Source organism: Streptomyces luomodiensis (assembly GCF_031679605.1).
Classification (GTDB): domain Bacteria; phylum Actinomycetota; class Actinomycetes; order Streptomycetales; family Streptomycetaceae; genus Streptomyces; species Streptomyces luomodiensis.
Genome location: NZ_CP117522.1, coordinates 2,706,079 through 2,719,192, shown reverse-complemented (window position 1 = coordinate 2,719,192; position 13,114 = coordinate 2,706,079). Strand labels below are relative to the sequence as shown.

Annotated in this window: 13 protein-coding genes; 7 read left to right on the top strand and 6 right to left on the bottom strand. The window is 72.7% G+C overall.

Features of this window, described 5'->3' with window-relative positions:
* The first annotated feature begins 37 nt into the window (after positions 1 to 37).
* Positions 38 to 172: an SPW_0924 family protein gene (locus PS467_RS11685; protein WP_268971380.1), complete on the top strand. Its 135-nt coding sequence runs from the start codon at positions 38 to 40 to the stop codon at positions 170 to 172.
* A gap of 16 nt (positions 173 to 188) precedes the next feature.
* The gene (gene pgfA, locus PS467_RS11680; RefSeq protein ID WP_311035209.1) at positions 189 to 1,205 is read left to right on the top strand and encodes a cell envelope lipid trafficking protein PgfA; all 1,017 of its coding nucleotides are present in this window, start codon (positions 189 to 191) and stop codon (positions 1,203 to 1,205) included.
* Positions 1,206 to 1,225: 20 nt separating this feature from the next.
* On the opposite strand, the gene hrpB is transcribed toward pgfA, so the two are convergent.
* Positions 1,226 to 3,820 (bottom strand): ATP-dependent helicase HrpB, encoded by a 2,595-nt coding sequence (gene hrpB / locus PS467_RS11675; protein WP_311035208.1) that lies wholly within the window; start codon positions 3,818 to 3,820, stop codon positions 1,226 to 1,228.
* Positions 3,821 to 3,830: 10 nt separating this feature from the next.
* Positions 3,831 to 4,694, bottom strand: coding sequence for a class I SAM-dependent methyltransferase (locus PS467_RS11670; RefSeq protein WP_268971377.1), 864 nt, complete (start codon positions 4,692 to 4,694; stop codon positions 3,831 to 3,833).
* Positions 4,695 to 5,064: 370 nt separating this feature from the next.
* Here PS467_RS11670 and rpsA point away from each other — a divergent pair, with 370 nt between their 5' ends.
* Entirely contained in the window at positions 5,065 to 6,567 is a 1,503-nt protein-coding gene (gene rpsA / locus PS467_RS11665; RefSeq protein ID WP_268971376.1) for a 30S ribosomal protein S1, read from the top strand.
* 156 nt (positions 6,568 to 6,723) lie between these two features.
* Here rpsA and PS467_RS11660 read toward each other — a convergent pair whose 3' ends face one another.
* On the bottom strand, positions 6,724 to 7,185 hold the full coding sequence (locus PS467_RS11660; RefSeq protein ID WP_311035207.1) for a right-handed parallel beta-helix repeat-containing protein: 462 nt from the start codon (positions 7,183 to 7,185) through the stop codon (positions 6,724 to 6,726).
* A 288-nt stretch (positions 7,186 to 7,473) separates the two neighbouring features.
* On the opposite strand from PS467_RS11660, the gene PS467_RS11655 reads away from it, so the two are divergent.
* From PS467_RS11655 to PS467_RS11645, 3 genes are all read left to right on the top strand, one after another.
* Complete coding sequence (locus tag PS467_RS11655) at positions 7,474 to 8,418, top strand: PAC2 family protein (RefSeq protein ID WP_268971374.1); 945 nt, start codon at positions 7,474 to 7,476, stop codon at positions 8,416 to 8,418.
* A gap of 38 nt (positions 8,419 to 8,456) precedes the next feature.
* Positions 8,457 to 9,065 carry a dephospho-CoA kinase gene (gene coaE, locus PS467_RS11650; protein ID WP_311035206.1) on the top strand — a complete coding sequence of 203 codons (609 nt, stop codon included), beginning with the start codon at positions 8,457 to 8,459 and terminating at the stop codon, positions 9,063 to 9,065.
* 290 nt (positions 9,066 to 9,355) lie between these two features.
* Entirely contained in the window at positions 9,356 to 9,736 is a 381-nt protein-coding gene (locus tag PS467_RS11645; protein WP_268971371.1) for a tetratricopeptide repeat protein, read from the top strand.
* Positions 9,737 to 9,791: 55 nt separating this feature from the next.
* On the opposite strand, the gene PS467_RS11640 is transcribed toward PS467_RS11645, so the two are convergent.
* Positions 9,792 to 9,998, bottom strand: coding sequence for a hypothetical protein (locus PS467_RS11640; RefSeq protein ID WP_268971370.1), 207 nt, complete (start codon positions 9,996 to 9,998; stop codon positions 9,792 to 9,794).
* Positions 9,999 to 10,124: 126 nt separating this feature from the next.
* On the bottom strand, positions 10,125 to 10,418 hold the full coding sequence (locus tag PS467_RS11635; RefSeq protein WP_311035205.1) for a DUF6343 family protein: 294 nt from the start codon (positions 10,416 to 10,418) through the stop codon (positions 10,125 to 10,127).
* 144 nt (positions 10,419 to 10,562) lie between these two features.
* On the opposite strand from PS467_RS11635, the gene PS467_RS11630 reads away from it, so the two are divergent.
* Positions 10,563 to 11,771: an ADP-ribosylglycohydrolase family protein gene (locus PS467_RS11630; protein ID WP_311035204.1), complete on the top strand. Its 1,209-nt coding sequence runs from the start codon at positions 10,563 to 10,565 to the stop codon at positions 11,769 to 11,771.
* Positions 11,772 to 11,824: 53 nt separating this feature from the next.
* On the opposite strand, the gene PS467_RS11625 is transcribed toward PS467_RS11630, so the two are convergent.
* Positions 11,825 to 13,048 (bottom strand): FUSC family protein, encoded by a 1,224-nt coding sequence (locus PS467_RS11625; RefSeq protein ID WP_311035203.1) that lies wholly within the window; start codon positions 13,046 to 13,048, stop codon positions 11,825 to 11,827.
* Positions 13,049 to 13,114 lie beyond the last annotated feature (66 nt).

Here is a 13,114-nt window from a genome sequence, read left to right as displayed (position 1 = left end):
AGGCAGCGCCTCGTACCGGACCCACGAGGAGGCCCGTATGCGTGCCCTCGTCGCCGCCGCGATCGGACTCGCCGCCGCCCTCGCCATTGTCCTGACGGTGACGGCCATCGGCGTGCCCAGCGGGGAGACCTCCCCGGACCCCCTGCTCACCACGGTCCCCGAGCACCCCTGAGGGAGGGACATCCGCCATGCGCCGCAGAGCAAGCCTGGTGCTGCTGGCCTTCGCCGTCTTCTTCGCCGCCCTCGCGCCGCTGCTGCGCTGGTACGCCTATCCCCGGCTGGCCAAGATCCCGCCCAGCGAGTACCAGACGGCGGTCCTGGAGGCGAGTCCGGCCACCCTGCTCGACTACGGCACCATGAAGCCCCACACCGTCTCCAAGGTCAGCATCGTGCAGACCCTGCGCGGCAATGTGGCGGCCGCCGAGAAGGTCGGGAAGGAGACCGGGCGCGATGTCGTCGTCTGGGACGCCCTGTCGTACGTCGCCGGGCCCGACGGCAAGATGGTCTCCCAGATCCCCGAGCGCTATGTCTTCGACGCCCACTCCCAGGACCCGGTGCACGCCGGCGGCGAGCACGTCGACGGGGACTCGGTGCGCCGCGACGGCATCGAGTACAAATGGCCGTTCCTCACCGAAAAGCGCGACTACCGCTACTTCGACGCCCAGACCCGCACCTCCGCCCCGATCCACTACAAGGGCACCCGGACCTTCCGCGGCCTGAAGGTCTACTACTTCGAACAGACCATCCCTTGGACCAAGGTGCCGCTGCCCAAGACCATGCCGGTCGACGGCGTCACCCCCGAGACCGTCGCCAAGGCCGGCACCTCCCGCTGGTACAGCACCAAGCGGATGTTCTGGGTCGAGCCCACCACGGGCGCCCCGGTCAACGGAGAGGAGATCCACAAGGAGGAGCTGCGCGGCGGCACGCTGCTGGGCGACCGCGACCGGGTGACCGTTTTCTCCGGCCATGTGAAGATGCGCGAGGACTACATCCGGCACACCGTGGACCTGGTCACGTCCCAGCGTCAGCTGGTCCTCGCGCTCACGACCTATCTGCCGTGGGGCTTCCTGATCCTCGGGACGGCCCTGCTCGCGCTCGCCCTGCTGCTGGAGGCCCGCGACCGCACCGCGCACCGGCGACGGCCCGTACCGGCCCTCGCGGCACCATCCGTCCCCGGGATTCGCTCGTGGCGGCGAAGCCGGTAGGGGCCGGCGCGGGCGCGGGCTCAGCGGCGGGCGTTGGTCCGCCGGGTCGGCTCGGCCGTCGTCGGGTCCTCCGGCCAGGGATGCTTGGGATACCGGCCGCGCAACTCGGCCCGCACCGAGCGGTAGCCGTCCTTCCAGAACGACGCCAGATCGGCGGTGACCGCGGCCGGACGCCCCGCCGGGGACAGCAGGTGGACCAGCAGCGGCACCCGGCCGCCCGCGATCCGGGGCGCCTCCTGCCAGCCGAACAGCTCCTGGAGCTTGACCGCCAGCACGGGCCGGTCCCCGCCGTAGTCCACCCGCACCCGCGAACCGCTCGGCACCTCGATCCGCTCCGGCGCCAGCTCCTCGAACCGCGCGGCCTCGCCGGTGGCCCACGGCAGCAGCCGGGCCAGCGCCACCCCGGCGTCCACCCGCTCCAGGTCGGCACGTCTGCGGGCGCGCGCCAGCTCCACCCCGAGCCAGTCGTCCACGCGGTCCAGCAGCGCCGCGTCGGAGACATCCGGCCAGGCCCCGCCCAGCTCCCGGTGGAGAAACGCCATCCGCTGCCGTACCGCCGTGGCCTGTGCCGACCAGCGCAGCAGCCCCGTCCCCTCGCGGCGCAGCCCCTCCAGCAGCGCCCGCCGCACCGCGTGCGGATCGAGGTCGGCCAGCGGCCGGGACACCAGCTCGATCGCGCCGAGCCGGCTCACCCGGCGCGCCAGCACGTCCCCGTCCGCCCAGCGGACCTCCGCACCGTCCGAGGCCAGCGCCGCGGCCGCGGTCCGGGCGGTGTCCTCGTCGGTCACGGCCGCGAGCCGCACCCGCGCCGACGCGGCGGCCACCGGCCGGTCCGCGACGGCCACCGCGAGCCACGGGGCCGCGCCCAGCCGTGAGCCGTCGCCCAGCTCCGCGCCCGTCCCGGCGGCCATGAGATACGCCCGCTCGCCCCGTCGCCGGGCCACCCGCTCCGGAAACGCCAGCGCGGCCACCAGCCCCGCCACCGCGTCCTCGCCGCGCGCCAGGCCGTCACCGCCGCGGGCGCCGTCCGCACCCGCGAGCCCCTCGGCGGTCAGGGCGTGTTCGAGCCGCCGGGCCTCCTGGCGCCAGCGGGCGGCGTAGGGGTCGCCACCGTGGCGGGCGGTGCGCCAGGCGGCGGCCAGGTCGTCGCCGTACTCCCGCGGGGGTTCCTCGCTCAGCAGGGCCACCACCTCGGCCGCCCGCCGTGCGCCGACCTCCTCCGCGCCGTCGATGAGGGCCCGCGCCAGGCGCGGGTGGAGGCCGAGGCGGGCCATCCGGGTGCCGCGTTCGGTGGCCCGTCCCGCGGTGTCCACGGCGCCGATCGCGGCCAGCGTCTCGCGTGCGGCCGTCATCGCCCCGGCGGGTGGCGGATCGAGCAGTGCCAGACCCGAGGCGTCCGGATCGCCCCAGCACGCCGTCTGTAGCGCGAACGCCGTAAGGTCCGCGCCGGCGATCTCCGGGGACGGGAAACGCGGCAGCCGGGCGTCCTCCGCCTCCGGCCAGCAGCGGTAGACCACCCCGGGCGCCTCACGTCCGGCACGGCCCGCGCGCTGCCGTGCGGCGGCCCGTGACGCCCTTACGGTCGTCAGCGCGCTCAGTCCGCGTGCGTGGTCCATCCGGGGCTCCCGCGCCAGCCCGCAGTCCACGACGATCCGCACGCCCGGCACGGTCAGGCTGGACTCGGCGACCGAGGTGGCCAGCACCACCCGCCGCCGTCCGCCGTCCGCGCCCGCGAGCACCGCCTCCTGGACGGCGGCGGGCGCCCGCCCGTGCACCTGGAGGACCTCCGCCCCGGCGAGCCCGCCCAGCTTCCCGGCCACCCGGGCGATCTCCCCGACGCCCGGTAGGAAGCACAGCACATCGCCCTCCCGCTCGCGCAGCGCCCGCCGGACCACGGCCGCGACATGGTCCAGCAGGGCGGGGTCCACCCGCATCCCGTGCGGCGGCCGCACAGGGCGCTCGGGCGGCGCCCACACCACCTCCACCGGATGGGACACGCCCGGCGCCGAGACGACCGGCGCGGGCTCCCCAGGGCCGTCCCCGCCGTCCGGCCCGCCCTCGCCGAGCAGCCGCGCCCAGCCCTCCGCGTCCGTCGTCGCCGAGGCGGCGATCAGCCGGAGGTCGGGGCGCAGCGCGGCCCGGACGTCCAGCAGGAAGGCGGCGGCCGTGTCGGCGTCCAGATGGCGCTCGTGGCATTCGTCGAGCACGACCACGTCGACGCCGGTCAGCTCCTGGTCGCGGTGCAGCCGCTGCACCAGCACACCGGTCGTGACCACCTCGACCACGGTGCCGCGCCCGGCCTGCCGCTCGCCGCGCACGGTGAAGCCGACCTTCCCGCCCGTCCGCTCGCCCAGCAGCCACGCCATCCGCCGCGCGGCGGCCCGTGCCGCGATCCGCCGCGGCTCGGCGACCAGCACCCGCCGCACCGGTCCGCCGCCCACCAGCCCGGCGAGCACCAGTGGCACCAGCGTCGTCTTACCGGTGCCCGGCGGTGCGCACAGCACGGCGACGCCGCGCTCGTCGAGCGCGCGCAGCAGCTCGGGCACGGCGTCCTTGACGGGCAGGCGGTCGAGGGCCTCGGTGCGCGGGCCCGCGGGGACGTTCGACGCCGTCAACGCTTCCGCCTCAGTCCCGCTCGCATACGAAGATCGCCGTGCCGGGGATCAGGTTCCCCCGCAGGGGGGACCAGCCGCCCCACTCCTGGTGGTTCCACTCGGGCCATTCCGGTTCGACCAGGTCGACCAGTCGGAAGCCCCCGGCCACCACGTCCCGTACCCGGTCGCCCAGCGTCCGGTGGTGTTCCACATAGACGGCCCGGCCCGATTCGTCCTGCTCCACGTAGGGCGTGCGGTCGAAGTAGGAGGCGGCGACGGACAGCCCCTCGGGCCCCGGTTCGTCGGGGAACGCCCAGCGGATCGGATGCGTCACCGCGAAGACCCACCGGCCGCCCGGCCGCAGCACCCGGCGCACCTCGCGCATCACCCGCACCGGCTCGGCCACGAACGGCACCGCCCCGTACGCGGAGCACGCCAGGTCGAAGGAGCCGTCCCGGAAGGGCAGGGCCGTGGCGTCGGCCTGCACCAGCGCCACCCCGGACCCCTCAGGGGCCCCGGAGGCGGCGGCCTCCGCGTCGATCCGCCGTGCGTGCCGCAGCTGCCGGTGGGAGAGGTCCAGCGCCACCGGCCGCGCCCCCTGGGCCGCCAGCCAGCGGGCGCACTGCGCGGCGCCCGCGCCCACCTCCAGCACGTCGCGCCCCTTGAGCGCCTCCACCGGACCCAGCAGCCCGGCCTCCGCCTCGTCCAGCCCCTCCGGGCCCCAGACGAACCGGTCGTCACCCAGGAAGGCGCCGTGCTCCTCCTGGTACTCGTCCGCGTTGCGGTCCCACCATCCCCGGCTGGCCCGGCTGCTCTCCGCCTCGTCGGCGATCCGGCGGGTGGCCGTCGGCTCGGCGGCCTCCCCAGCGGTGCTGGGCTCGTGTTCTTGGACCATCTCGGGTGTCGTCGTACTCTCTGTCTCGACCTGCGGCTGCGGGACGCGGCGAGGACCGCGTCGCCGCGCGGACCGTGCAATTTGCCGGGTTCGGGGCGTTGATCCCCGCGTGCGCTCTTCGTGCATTGACCATGCCCGGCTGCCCCCGTATGCTACAAGTTGCGCTGCGGGCCTGTGCGCCTCGGACGGAGCAGGCCGCACTCGCATCTGTTGTATGTCCCCTCGGTTGTCGAGGCGCTTACACTTTTCGATCACTCGCAAATCGGAAAGAGTGGAACGCCTCCAAGGCTGTCCGGCTTCGGCGGTGCGATAAGGGTCCTTGGCGTAGCAGTACCTACGACTTCATGTCCGTACCGGAGCCCTTTTCCACATGACGAGCAGCACCGAGGCAACCCGCACCACCCCGCAGGTGGCGGTAAACGACATCGGTTCCGAGGAAGCCTTCCTCGCCGCGATCGACGAGACGATCAAGTACTTCAACGACGGCGACATCGTCGACGGCGTCATCGTGAAGGTCGACCGGGACGAGGTCCTGCTCGACATTGGTTACAAGACCGAAGGCGTCATCCCCTCCCGCGAACTGTCGATCAAGCACGACGTCGACCCCAACGAGGTCGTGGCCGTCGGCGACGAGATCGAGGCCCTCGTTCTCCAGAAGGAGGACAAGGAAGGCCGACTGATCCTCTCCAAGAAGCGCGCCCAGTACGAGCGCGCCTGGGGGACCATCGAGAAGATCAAGGAAGAGGACGGGATCGTCACCGGTACCGTCATCGAGGTCGTCAAGGGTGGTCTCATCCTCGACATCGGCCTCCGTGGCTTCCTCCCCGCCTCCTTGGTGGAGATGCGCCGCGTCCGCGACCTTCAGCCCTACGTGGGCAAGGAGCTCGAGGCGAAGATCATCGAGCTCGACAAGAACCGCAACAACGTGGTCCTGTCCCGCCGCGCCTGGCTGGAGCAGACCCAGAGCGAGGTCCGCCAGACCTTCCTCACCACCCTCCAGAAGGGCCAGGTGCGCTCCGGCGTCGTCTCCTCCATCGTCAACTTCGGTGCGTTCGTGGACCTGGGCGGCGTCGACGGTCTCGTCCACGTCTCCGAGCTGTCCTGGAAGCACATCGACCACCCGTCCGAGGTTGTCGAGGTCGGCCAGGAGGTCACGGTCGAGGTCCTGGACGTCGACATGGACCGCGAGCGCGTCTCCCTGTCGCTCAAGGCGACCCAGGAAGACCCGTGGCAGCAGTTCGCCCGGACCCACCAGATCGGTCAGGTCGTCCCGGGTAAGGTCACCAAGCTCGTGCCGTTCGGTGCGTTCGTCCGCGTGGACGAGGGCATCGAGGGTCTGGTCCACATCTCCGAGCTGGCCGAGCGCCACGTGGAGATCCCGGAGCAGGTCGTCCAGGTCAACGACGAGATCTTCGTCAAGGTCATCGACATCGACCTCGAGCGCCGCCGCATCAGCCTCTCGCTGAAGCAGGCCAACGAGTCCTTCGGTGCCGACCCGTCCGCGGTCGAGTTCGACCCGACCCTGTACGGCATGGCCGCGTCCTACGACGACCAGGGCAACTACATCTACCCCGAGGGCTTCGACCCGGAGGCCAACGACTGGCTGCCCGGCTACGAGAAGCAGCGCGAGGAGTGGGAGCGCCAGTACGCCGAGGCGCAGCAGCGCTTCGAGCAGCACCAGGCGCAGGTCATCAAGTCCCGCGAGGCCGACGAGCAGGCCGCTGCCGAGGCGGGCGGCGCCGCCCCGTCGCAGGGCGGGCAGGCGTCCGGTGGCGGTTCGTACTCCTCGGAGTCGGCCGACAACTCCGGCGCCCTGGCTTCGGACGAGGCGCTGGCCGCGCTCCGCGAGAAGCTGGCCGGCGGCCAGAGCTGACCACCGGCCGCTAGTCGGCACCAGCTGAGCCGGTAAGGCCCGCTCCCCTTGGGGAGCGGGCCTTACGCGTGCTCGGGTGGTCGGGGGAGTGGGCCTTTAGGCGCGCTCGGCGTCTGGGGCGCGCCTTACGCGTGCTCGGGGCGCTTGAGGCGGGCCTTAGGCGCGGTCGGGGCGCCGCACGCTGACCGAAACCGAGTCCACGGTCACGCTCCGGGCACCGTCGATCCTGATGCCCTCCCGGTCGCCGCGGACCGTGATCCCCTTGACGGTCCAGTACGAGGCGCCGTTCAGGCGCAGCCCATAGCCGTCGCGCGCGGTGAGGACCGCCTTCGGCGAGCCGGTGAGGGTGATCCGCGAGTCGGAGGTGCCGGAGACGGTGATCTCGAAGCTGCCGTGATAGCTGCCGTCGGCGAGCCGGATCGTATCGCCGGGCCGGGCCGCGTCGAGGGCTTCCCTGAGCCCGTCCGCGTCGAAGACGGAGATCGGGGCGGCGGTGGCGGCCGGGGCCTGCCGCGCCGTGGTGCCCGCCGCGATCAGCCCGCCGGTGGCGATCAGTCCGGCGGCGAAGGCGGTGAGGAGGGTGCGTAATCGAGTGGGGGTGCGGCCGGGGGAGTGCATAGGGCTGCCTTCCTGTGCCGTGACCAGCCGGCGCGATCGCCCGGTTCTGGTCAGTGAACGCCGGATGACATGGTGAACCGCTGACGGCTCGGGAAGATAGGTGTGCCGGATAGCGCCGTCAACCCCGCGACGTGCGCCGACGTCGGGATCGGGCCGCTGCCGTACCGCCCAAGTGGGCATCGCCGAAGCGCGGTTCACCGCCGTCCGGGCGATCGGACCTCCCGCTCGGGGAATGCCCCCGCCCCCGTTCGGTGTTCTTCGATGCGAACCCGAGGAGGAGCGGTCACAGTGCATGATCCGCAGGAGTTGTACGCATGGGAGCCGAGCGGACTGGCGGAGGTCGACGCGATAATGTCGCGGGACTCGGCCGGGCTGGTGCTGCTGTACCACTTCGACGGCTATATCGACGCCGGTGAGACCGGGGACCAGATCGTCGAGCGGCTGCTCGACGGCCTGCCGCGCAAGGTCGTCGCGCGTTTCGACCACGACCGGCTGGTGGACTACCGGGCCCGTCGCCCGCTGCTCACCTTCCAGCGCGACCGCTGGACCGCGTACGAAACCCCGAAGATCGAGCTGCATCTGGTGCGCGACGCGACCGCGGCCCCGTTCCTGCTGCTCGCCGGGCCCGAGCCGGACGTGGAGTGGGAGCGGTTCGCGGCGGCCGTGCGTCAGCTGGTCGAGCGGCTGGGGGTGCGGCTCGCGGTGAACTTCCACGGCATCCCCATGGGCGTTCCGCACACCCGTCCGGTCGGCATCACCCCGCACGGCAACCGCACCGACCTGATGCCTGGTCATCGCGGCTACTTCGACGAGGCGCAAGTGCCCGGCAGCGCCGAGTCCCTGATCGAGTACCGGCTCGCCGAGGCGGGCCACGACGTGCTCGGCGTCGCCGCGCATGTGCCGCACTATCTGGCCCGGTCGGCCTACCCGGACGCGGCGCTCACCGCGCTGGAGGCCATCACCGCGGCCACCGGTCTGGTCCTGCCGGGGCCGGCGCACACCCTGCGCAACGAGGCCCTCAAGACGCAGGAGGAGATCGAGCGGCAGATCTCGGAGGGGGACGAGGAGCTGGTCGCGCTCGTCCGGGGGCTTGAGCACCAGTTCGACGCGGTGGCCGGGGCCGAGAGCCGTGGCAATCTGGTCGCGGAGCCGGCCGAGCTGCCCTCGGCGGAGGAGCTGGGGGCGGAGTTCGAGCGGTTCCTGGCCGAGCGGGAGGGCGAGGGCGGAGCCTGAGCGATGGCTCCGCCGCCGCGCCGTATAGCGTGGGCCCCATGCTGAAGCTGGGGCTCACGGGCGGAATCGGCGCGGGCAAGAGCGAGGTCTCACGCATCCTGACCTCATACGGAGCGGTGCTGATCGACTCTGATCGGATCGCTCGGGAGGTGGTCGAGCCGGGGACGCCGGGACTGGCCGCCGTCGTGGCCGAGTTCGGCCCCGAGGTGCTGACCGCAGACGGCCGCCTGGACCGGCCCAGGCTCGGCGGGATCGTCTTCAACGACCCCGAGCGGCTGAGCGCGCTGAACGCGATCATCCACCCCCTGGTCCGGGACCGCTCCGCCGAGCTCCAGGCGGCGGCCGCCCCGGACGCCGTCGTCGTCCATGACGTCCCGCTCCTGGCCGAGAACCAGCTGGCCCCGCTCTACGACCTGGTCATGGTCGTGGACGCCACGCCCGAGACGCAGCTCGACCGACTGGTACGGCTGCGCGGCATGACCGAGGACGAGGCGCGGGCCCGGATGGCGGCGCAGGCCACGCGTGCGGATCGGCTGGCGGTCGCCGATGTCGTGATCGACAACAATGGCCCGATCGAGGCGCTGGAGCCGCAGGTCGGAAAGGTCTGGGCGGATCTGGTCGAGCAGGCGGCCGGCACGCGGGACTGAGCGGGCGGCCGGCACGCGGGACCGGCGGGGGCGTGGCACGGAGCGTGCGGGACCAGCGGGGGTGGGGTACGGCGCGTGCGGGCCGAGCGAGGCGTGGTGCGGAGCGTGCGGGACCAGCGGAGGCGGGGTACGGCGCGTGCGGGTGAGCGCGGCGGGGAATGCGACGTGGGGGGTGCTTGTTGTGCTCCCCGTAACGAATGATCACTGAACGATCACCGTGACGGTTCCCCCATCCCCTCACTCGATCCACCGCCTCATCACCGAGCACGTACCCGGGGAAGGAAACGGCTGTGCGCGAGCCCACGCCCGAGACCCATGTCATCGACTACCGCGCCGCGGAGCAGCTGCTCGCCGCCCGAGACCCACGGGGCGCCGTGAAGCTGCTCGACTCGGTCATCAGCGCCCACCCCGAGAACACGGCGGCCCGGCTGCTGCGGGCGCGCGCCTTCTTCGGCGCGGCGCAGCTGCGCTCGGCGGAGCTGGAGTTCCAGCTCGTCCTGGAGCGCGAGCCGGACAACGCCTTCGCCCACTTCGCCCTGGCCCGCACCCTGGAGCGGGCCAACCGCCCGGCCGAGGCCACCCGCCACTTCCGGCTGGCGGCGGCGCTCGACCCCCGCCCGGACTTCGTCGAGGCGGCCCGGTTCGGCGAAAAGGGCGGAAGGGACGGATAGGGGACGGGCAAGCGGGGCTGGGGAGCGGGCGCGGATGAGCGGGGCGGGGATTCCGTCAGCGCCAGAGGGCGAACCCGCCGAGCACCACCGCGCCCAACAGCACCACTCCGCCGAGCCCCAGCGCCACCCCACGCTGCCGGGCGATGTCGTACGGGTCGGCCGCCCGGCCCCGCCGCGCCTCCCGCCGCCCGTACGGCTCTCCGGTTCCGGAGAACAGCAGCCCGAGCGCACAGAGCGCGACGCCGATCGCCAGCACCCCCATGACGGCCCCCTGTCGCGGCAGGTACTCAGCAGGTATGCAGCTGGTACTCGGCAGTATCTCCCGGAACGCGGCGCTCCCGGCCGTCGATATCCAATCCCGTCACCGCCGAAGCGGCGGCCACGGCGCTCAGCGCCGCCCGCGATTCCCGCGCTCCATGATCGGTGCGTACGGCGGCACGTCCGGGCCGGGCTGATAGTGCGGCCCCTGCCGGATGTGCCGGATGACCAGGACCAGATCGACCAGCGTGACGACGGCGAGCGCGGCACACGCGGCCGCCCATCCCGGCCGGCCCGCGAGCGCGAAGGCGACAGCGCCGCCGAGTGTCCAGAGCAGCCCCCACGTGGCCAGCCCCAGCCGCATGCGCAGGGGGCTGCGCGCGTGCAGGGGTTCATCACCCGTTCGGATCAGCCTCATCGACATGGCAGCGCATCTCCCGTTTGTTCCCGATTCCTCCTGGTTTCTGCCATTTCGAATCTACCGCCGGGGGACGCGCCCCGACACCTGAGATCATGTTCTGGGCGTCCGGACGGGACGGCGCGAGACGAGAACGATGAGGAGCTGCCAGTGATCCGTCAGTCATGGGACGAATCGGCCGCCAAGCGGGCCCGTATCCGCGGCTGCCTGCTGGGCGGGGCGATCGGGGACGCCCTCGGCAACCCGATCGAGTTCCTCTCCCTGCGGGCGATCCGCGAGACCCACGGCGCCGCGGGTGTCACCACCCTGGTCCCGGACGACAGCGGTTTCGTGGGCCGGATCACCGATGACACCCAGATGACCCTCTTCACGGCGGAGGGCCTGATACGGGCCCATGCCAGGTCCTCGTCCAAGGGCGCCGACGGGTCCGACAGCGCCGTTGTCCGCCATGCCTATCTGCGCTGGCTGGACACCCAGAACCACCCCGGGCCGCCGCCCGCCGAGGGCGCCGGGGACGTGGTCCGGTCCGGCTGGCTGCGCACCCAGTCCTGGCTGTACGCGCGCCGCGCTCCCGGTAACGCCTGCCTCTCCGGTCTCGCCGCGAAGCACGTCCCGGCCCCGCGCGGCCCCCTCGACGGCACCCCCGGCCCGGTGAACCCCGGCTCCAAGGGCTGCGGCACCGTGATGCGCTCGGCGCCGTTCGGCCTCACCGGGCTCGACCCCCGCGACTGCTTCGAACTCTCCGCCCGCTGCGCCCAGATCACCCACGGCCATCCGACGGGCTACTACGCGGCCGGGGCCCTGGCCGCCATGATCGCGTGTCTGCTCGACGGCGAGTCCCTCGAAGGCGCGGCCCTGCGCGCCCTGGAACTCCTCGCCCGCTACCCCGGGCACGAGGAGACCACCGCCGTCCTCCGCAAAGCGGTCGACCTGGCGGCCGAGGGCGAACCGACCGCAGAGAAGGCCGAATCGCTCGGCGGCGGCTGGGTCGCCGAGGAGGCGCTGGCCATCGCGGTCTACAGCGCCCTGGCCCGCACTCCCGCCCAGCAGATCCTCTACGGCCCCGGCGGCAAGATCAGCTACGAGCCGGCGCCGCCGCGCACCCCCGTCCAGGCGGCCCTTCTGCTCTCCGTCAACCACTCGGGCGACAGCGACTCGACGGGCGCCATCTGCGGCAATCTCCTCGGCGCCCACCACGGCGACCTCCGCCTCCCGCCGTCCTGGCTGGCCCGGATCGAGGGCCGCGCCACGATCGCGGAGCTCGCCGACGACTTCGCCGCCGAGTTCCACCGCTCCGTCGAGCTGTACGAGCCCTACGACGACGTGGTCTTCCCCCGCGACCGCTACCCGCTCAGCTGACCCGCGCCCGGCAGCCGGTGCGCGGGCGCCCCGGCCTCGGCGGGGGCGCCCGCTCAGGTCCTCATGGAGCCGTCCGTGTCCTCGCCCCGGACATAGCGCTGGAGCTTGTGGAGGAGGGGGAAGCGCTCGCGCTTCTCCCGGGTGCTGCGGTCGAGCTCCTCCATGAGGCGGGTGGAGCGCTGTTCCATGTCGAGTTCGTCGAGGATGCGGTCGATCTCCGCGAGCAGTGCTCCGTGCAGCTGCCACTGGCGGGGGTGCTCCTGGACCCGGCGCAGCAGGAGATTGGCGGCGCGGTCGCGGCTGGCGTGGGCCTTGACGAGCTCGCTGGCCAGCCGGGATTCGGCCTCCTCGGCGTTGGCGCTGACCTGGGTGGTGACCAGGATGGCGAAGCTCTCGATGGCGGCGGCGAGGTGGACGAAGAGATCCTGTAGGGCGTCCGCCACGTCCGGGGGGAAGAGGGGCTCTTCCATCCGTTTCTTGGCGAGGTCGGTCAGGGTGCGGGTCATCACGCGCAGGATGACGGTGCAGATCTCCAGCGTGTCCAGGCCGGTGCGGAGCACCACGCGGTACAGCAGGCCCTCCTTGACCCGGGGGTTGAGCCGCACGCTGTCCTCCGCCTGGCGGAGCGCGGCGTCGACCTGGGCGATGTCGTGGTCGAGGCGGCGGGCCTCGTGGAGGCGGGCGGCGGCGCGGTCGACGGCGACCTGGCTGCCGAGCTCCTCGCCGATGTGCCGCAGCAGCTGACGCATCCGGCGGGCCAGGTCCTCGATGGACTGGCCGGCCGTCTGGACCCAGACCGGAGGGGCGAGGAAGAAGTTGAAGGCCATTCCGACGCCGGCCCCGATGAGGGTCTCCAGCACCCGGTCCCAGGCGTAGGTGGTCACCTGGGCGACGCCGAGGACCAGCATGGCGCTGATCGCCACCTCTTGGACCCAGTCGCCCACCCGCGTGAGATAACCGGCGGTCTGCGCGGCGAGGATGATCAGGCCCAGACTCCACCAGGTCAACCCCACCAGGATGCTGAAGCCGATGGCGATCAGGACACCCACGACCACGGCCTGCACCCTGCGCAGGCTCCTGGTGAGGGTCGCGTAGAGGGTGACCTGGACGACGAGCAGGGCGGTGAGCGGGGCGGTGAGCGGAGCGGGTTCCTTGCTGAGCTTGAGAGCGACGACGTACGCGATGATCGCGGCCGCCGTGGACCGCACTGTCTGGACGACGACCGGGTCATGGCGCCGTTTGACGAGTTCCGCCACTGGGTCGAGAACATCGGGCACGTACTAGCCCCTTCCACGCCGAGGGGGCCGCCATGTCACCGGCGGTCGCGGACGGGTTAACGTGTC

Coding starts and splice junctions, on each gene's coding strand:
- pgfA (WP_311035209.1), top strand. CDS start 189: ATGCGCCGCAGAGCAAGCCTGGTGCTGCTGGCCTTCGCCGTCTTCTTC.
- PS467_RS11635 (WP_311035205.1), bottom strand. CDS start 10,418: ATGTCGATGAGGCTGATCCGAACGGGTGATGAACCCCTGCACGCGCGC.
- PS467_RS11685 (WP_268971380.1), top strand. CDS start 38: ATGCGTGCCCTCGTCGCCGCCGCGATCGGACTCGCCGCCGCCCTCGCC.
- coaE (WP_311035206.1), top strand. CDS start 8,457: ATGCTGAAGCTGGGGCTCACGGGCGGAATCGGCGCGGGCAAGAGCGAG.
- PS467_RS11670 (WP_268971377.1), bottom strand. CDS start 4,694: ATGGTCCAAGAACACGAGCCCAGCACCGCTGGGGAGGCCGCCGAGCCG.
- rpsA (WP_268971376.1), top strand. CDS start 5,065: ATGACGAGCAGCACCGAGGCAACCCGCACCACCCCGCAGGTGGCGGTA.
- PS467_RS11660 (WP_311035207.1), bottom strand. CDS start 7,185: ATGCACTCCCCCGGCCGCACCCCCACTCGATTACGCACCCTCCTCACC.
- PS467_RS11640 (WP_268971370.1), bottom strand. CDS start 9,998: ATGGGGGTGCTGGCGATCGGCGTCGCGCTCTGTGCGCTCGGGCTGCTG.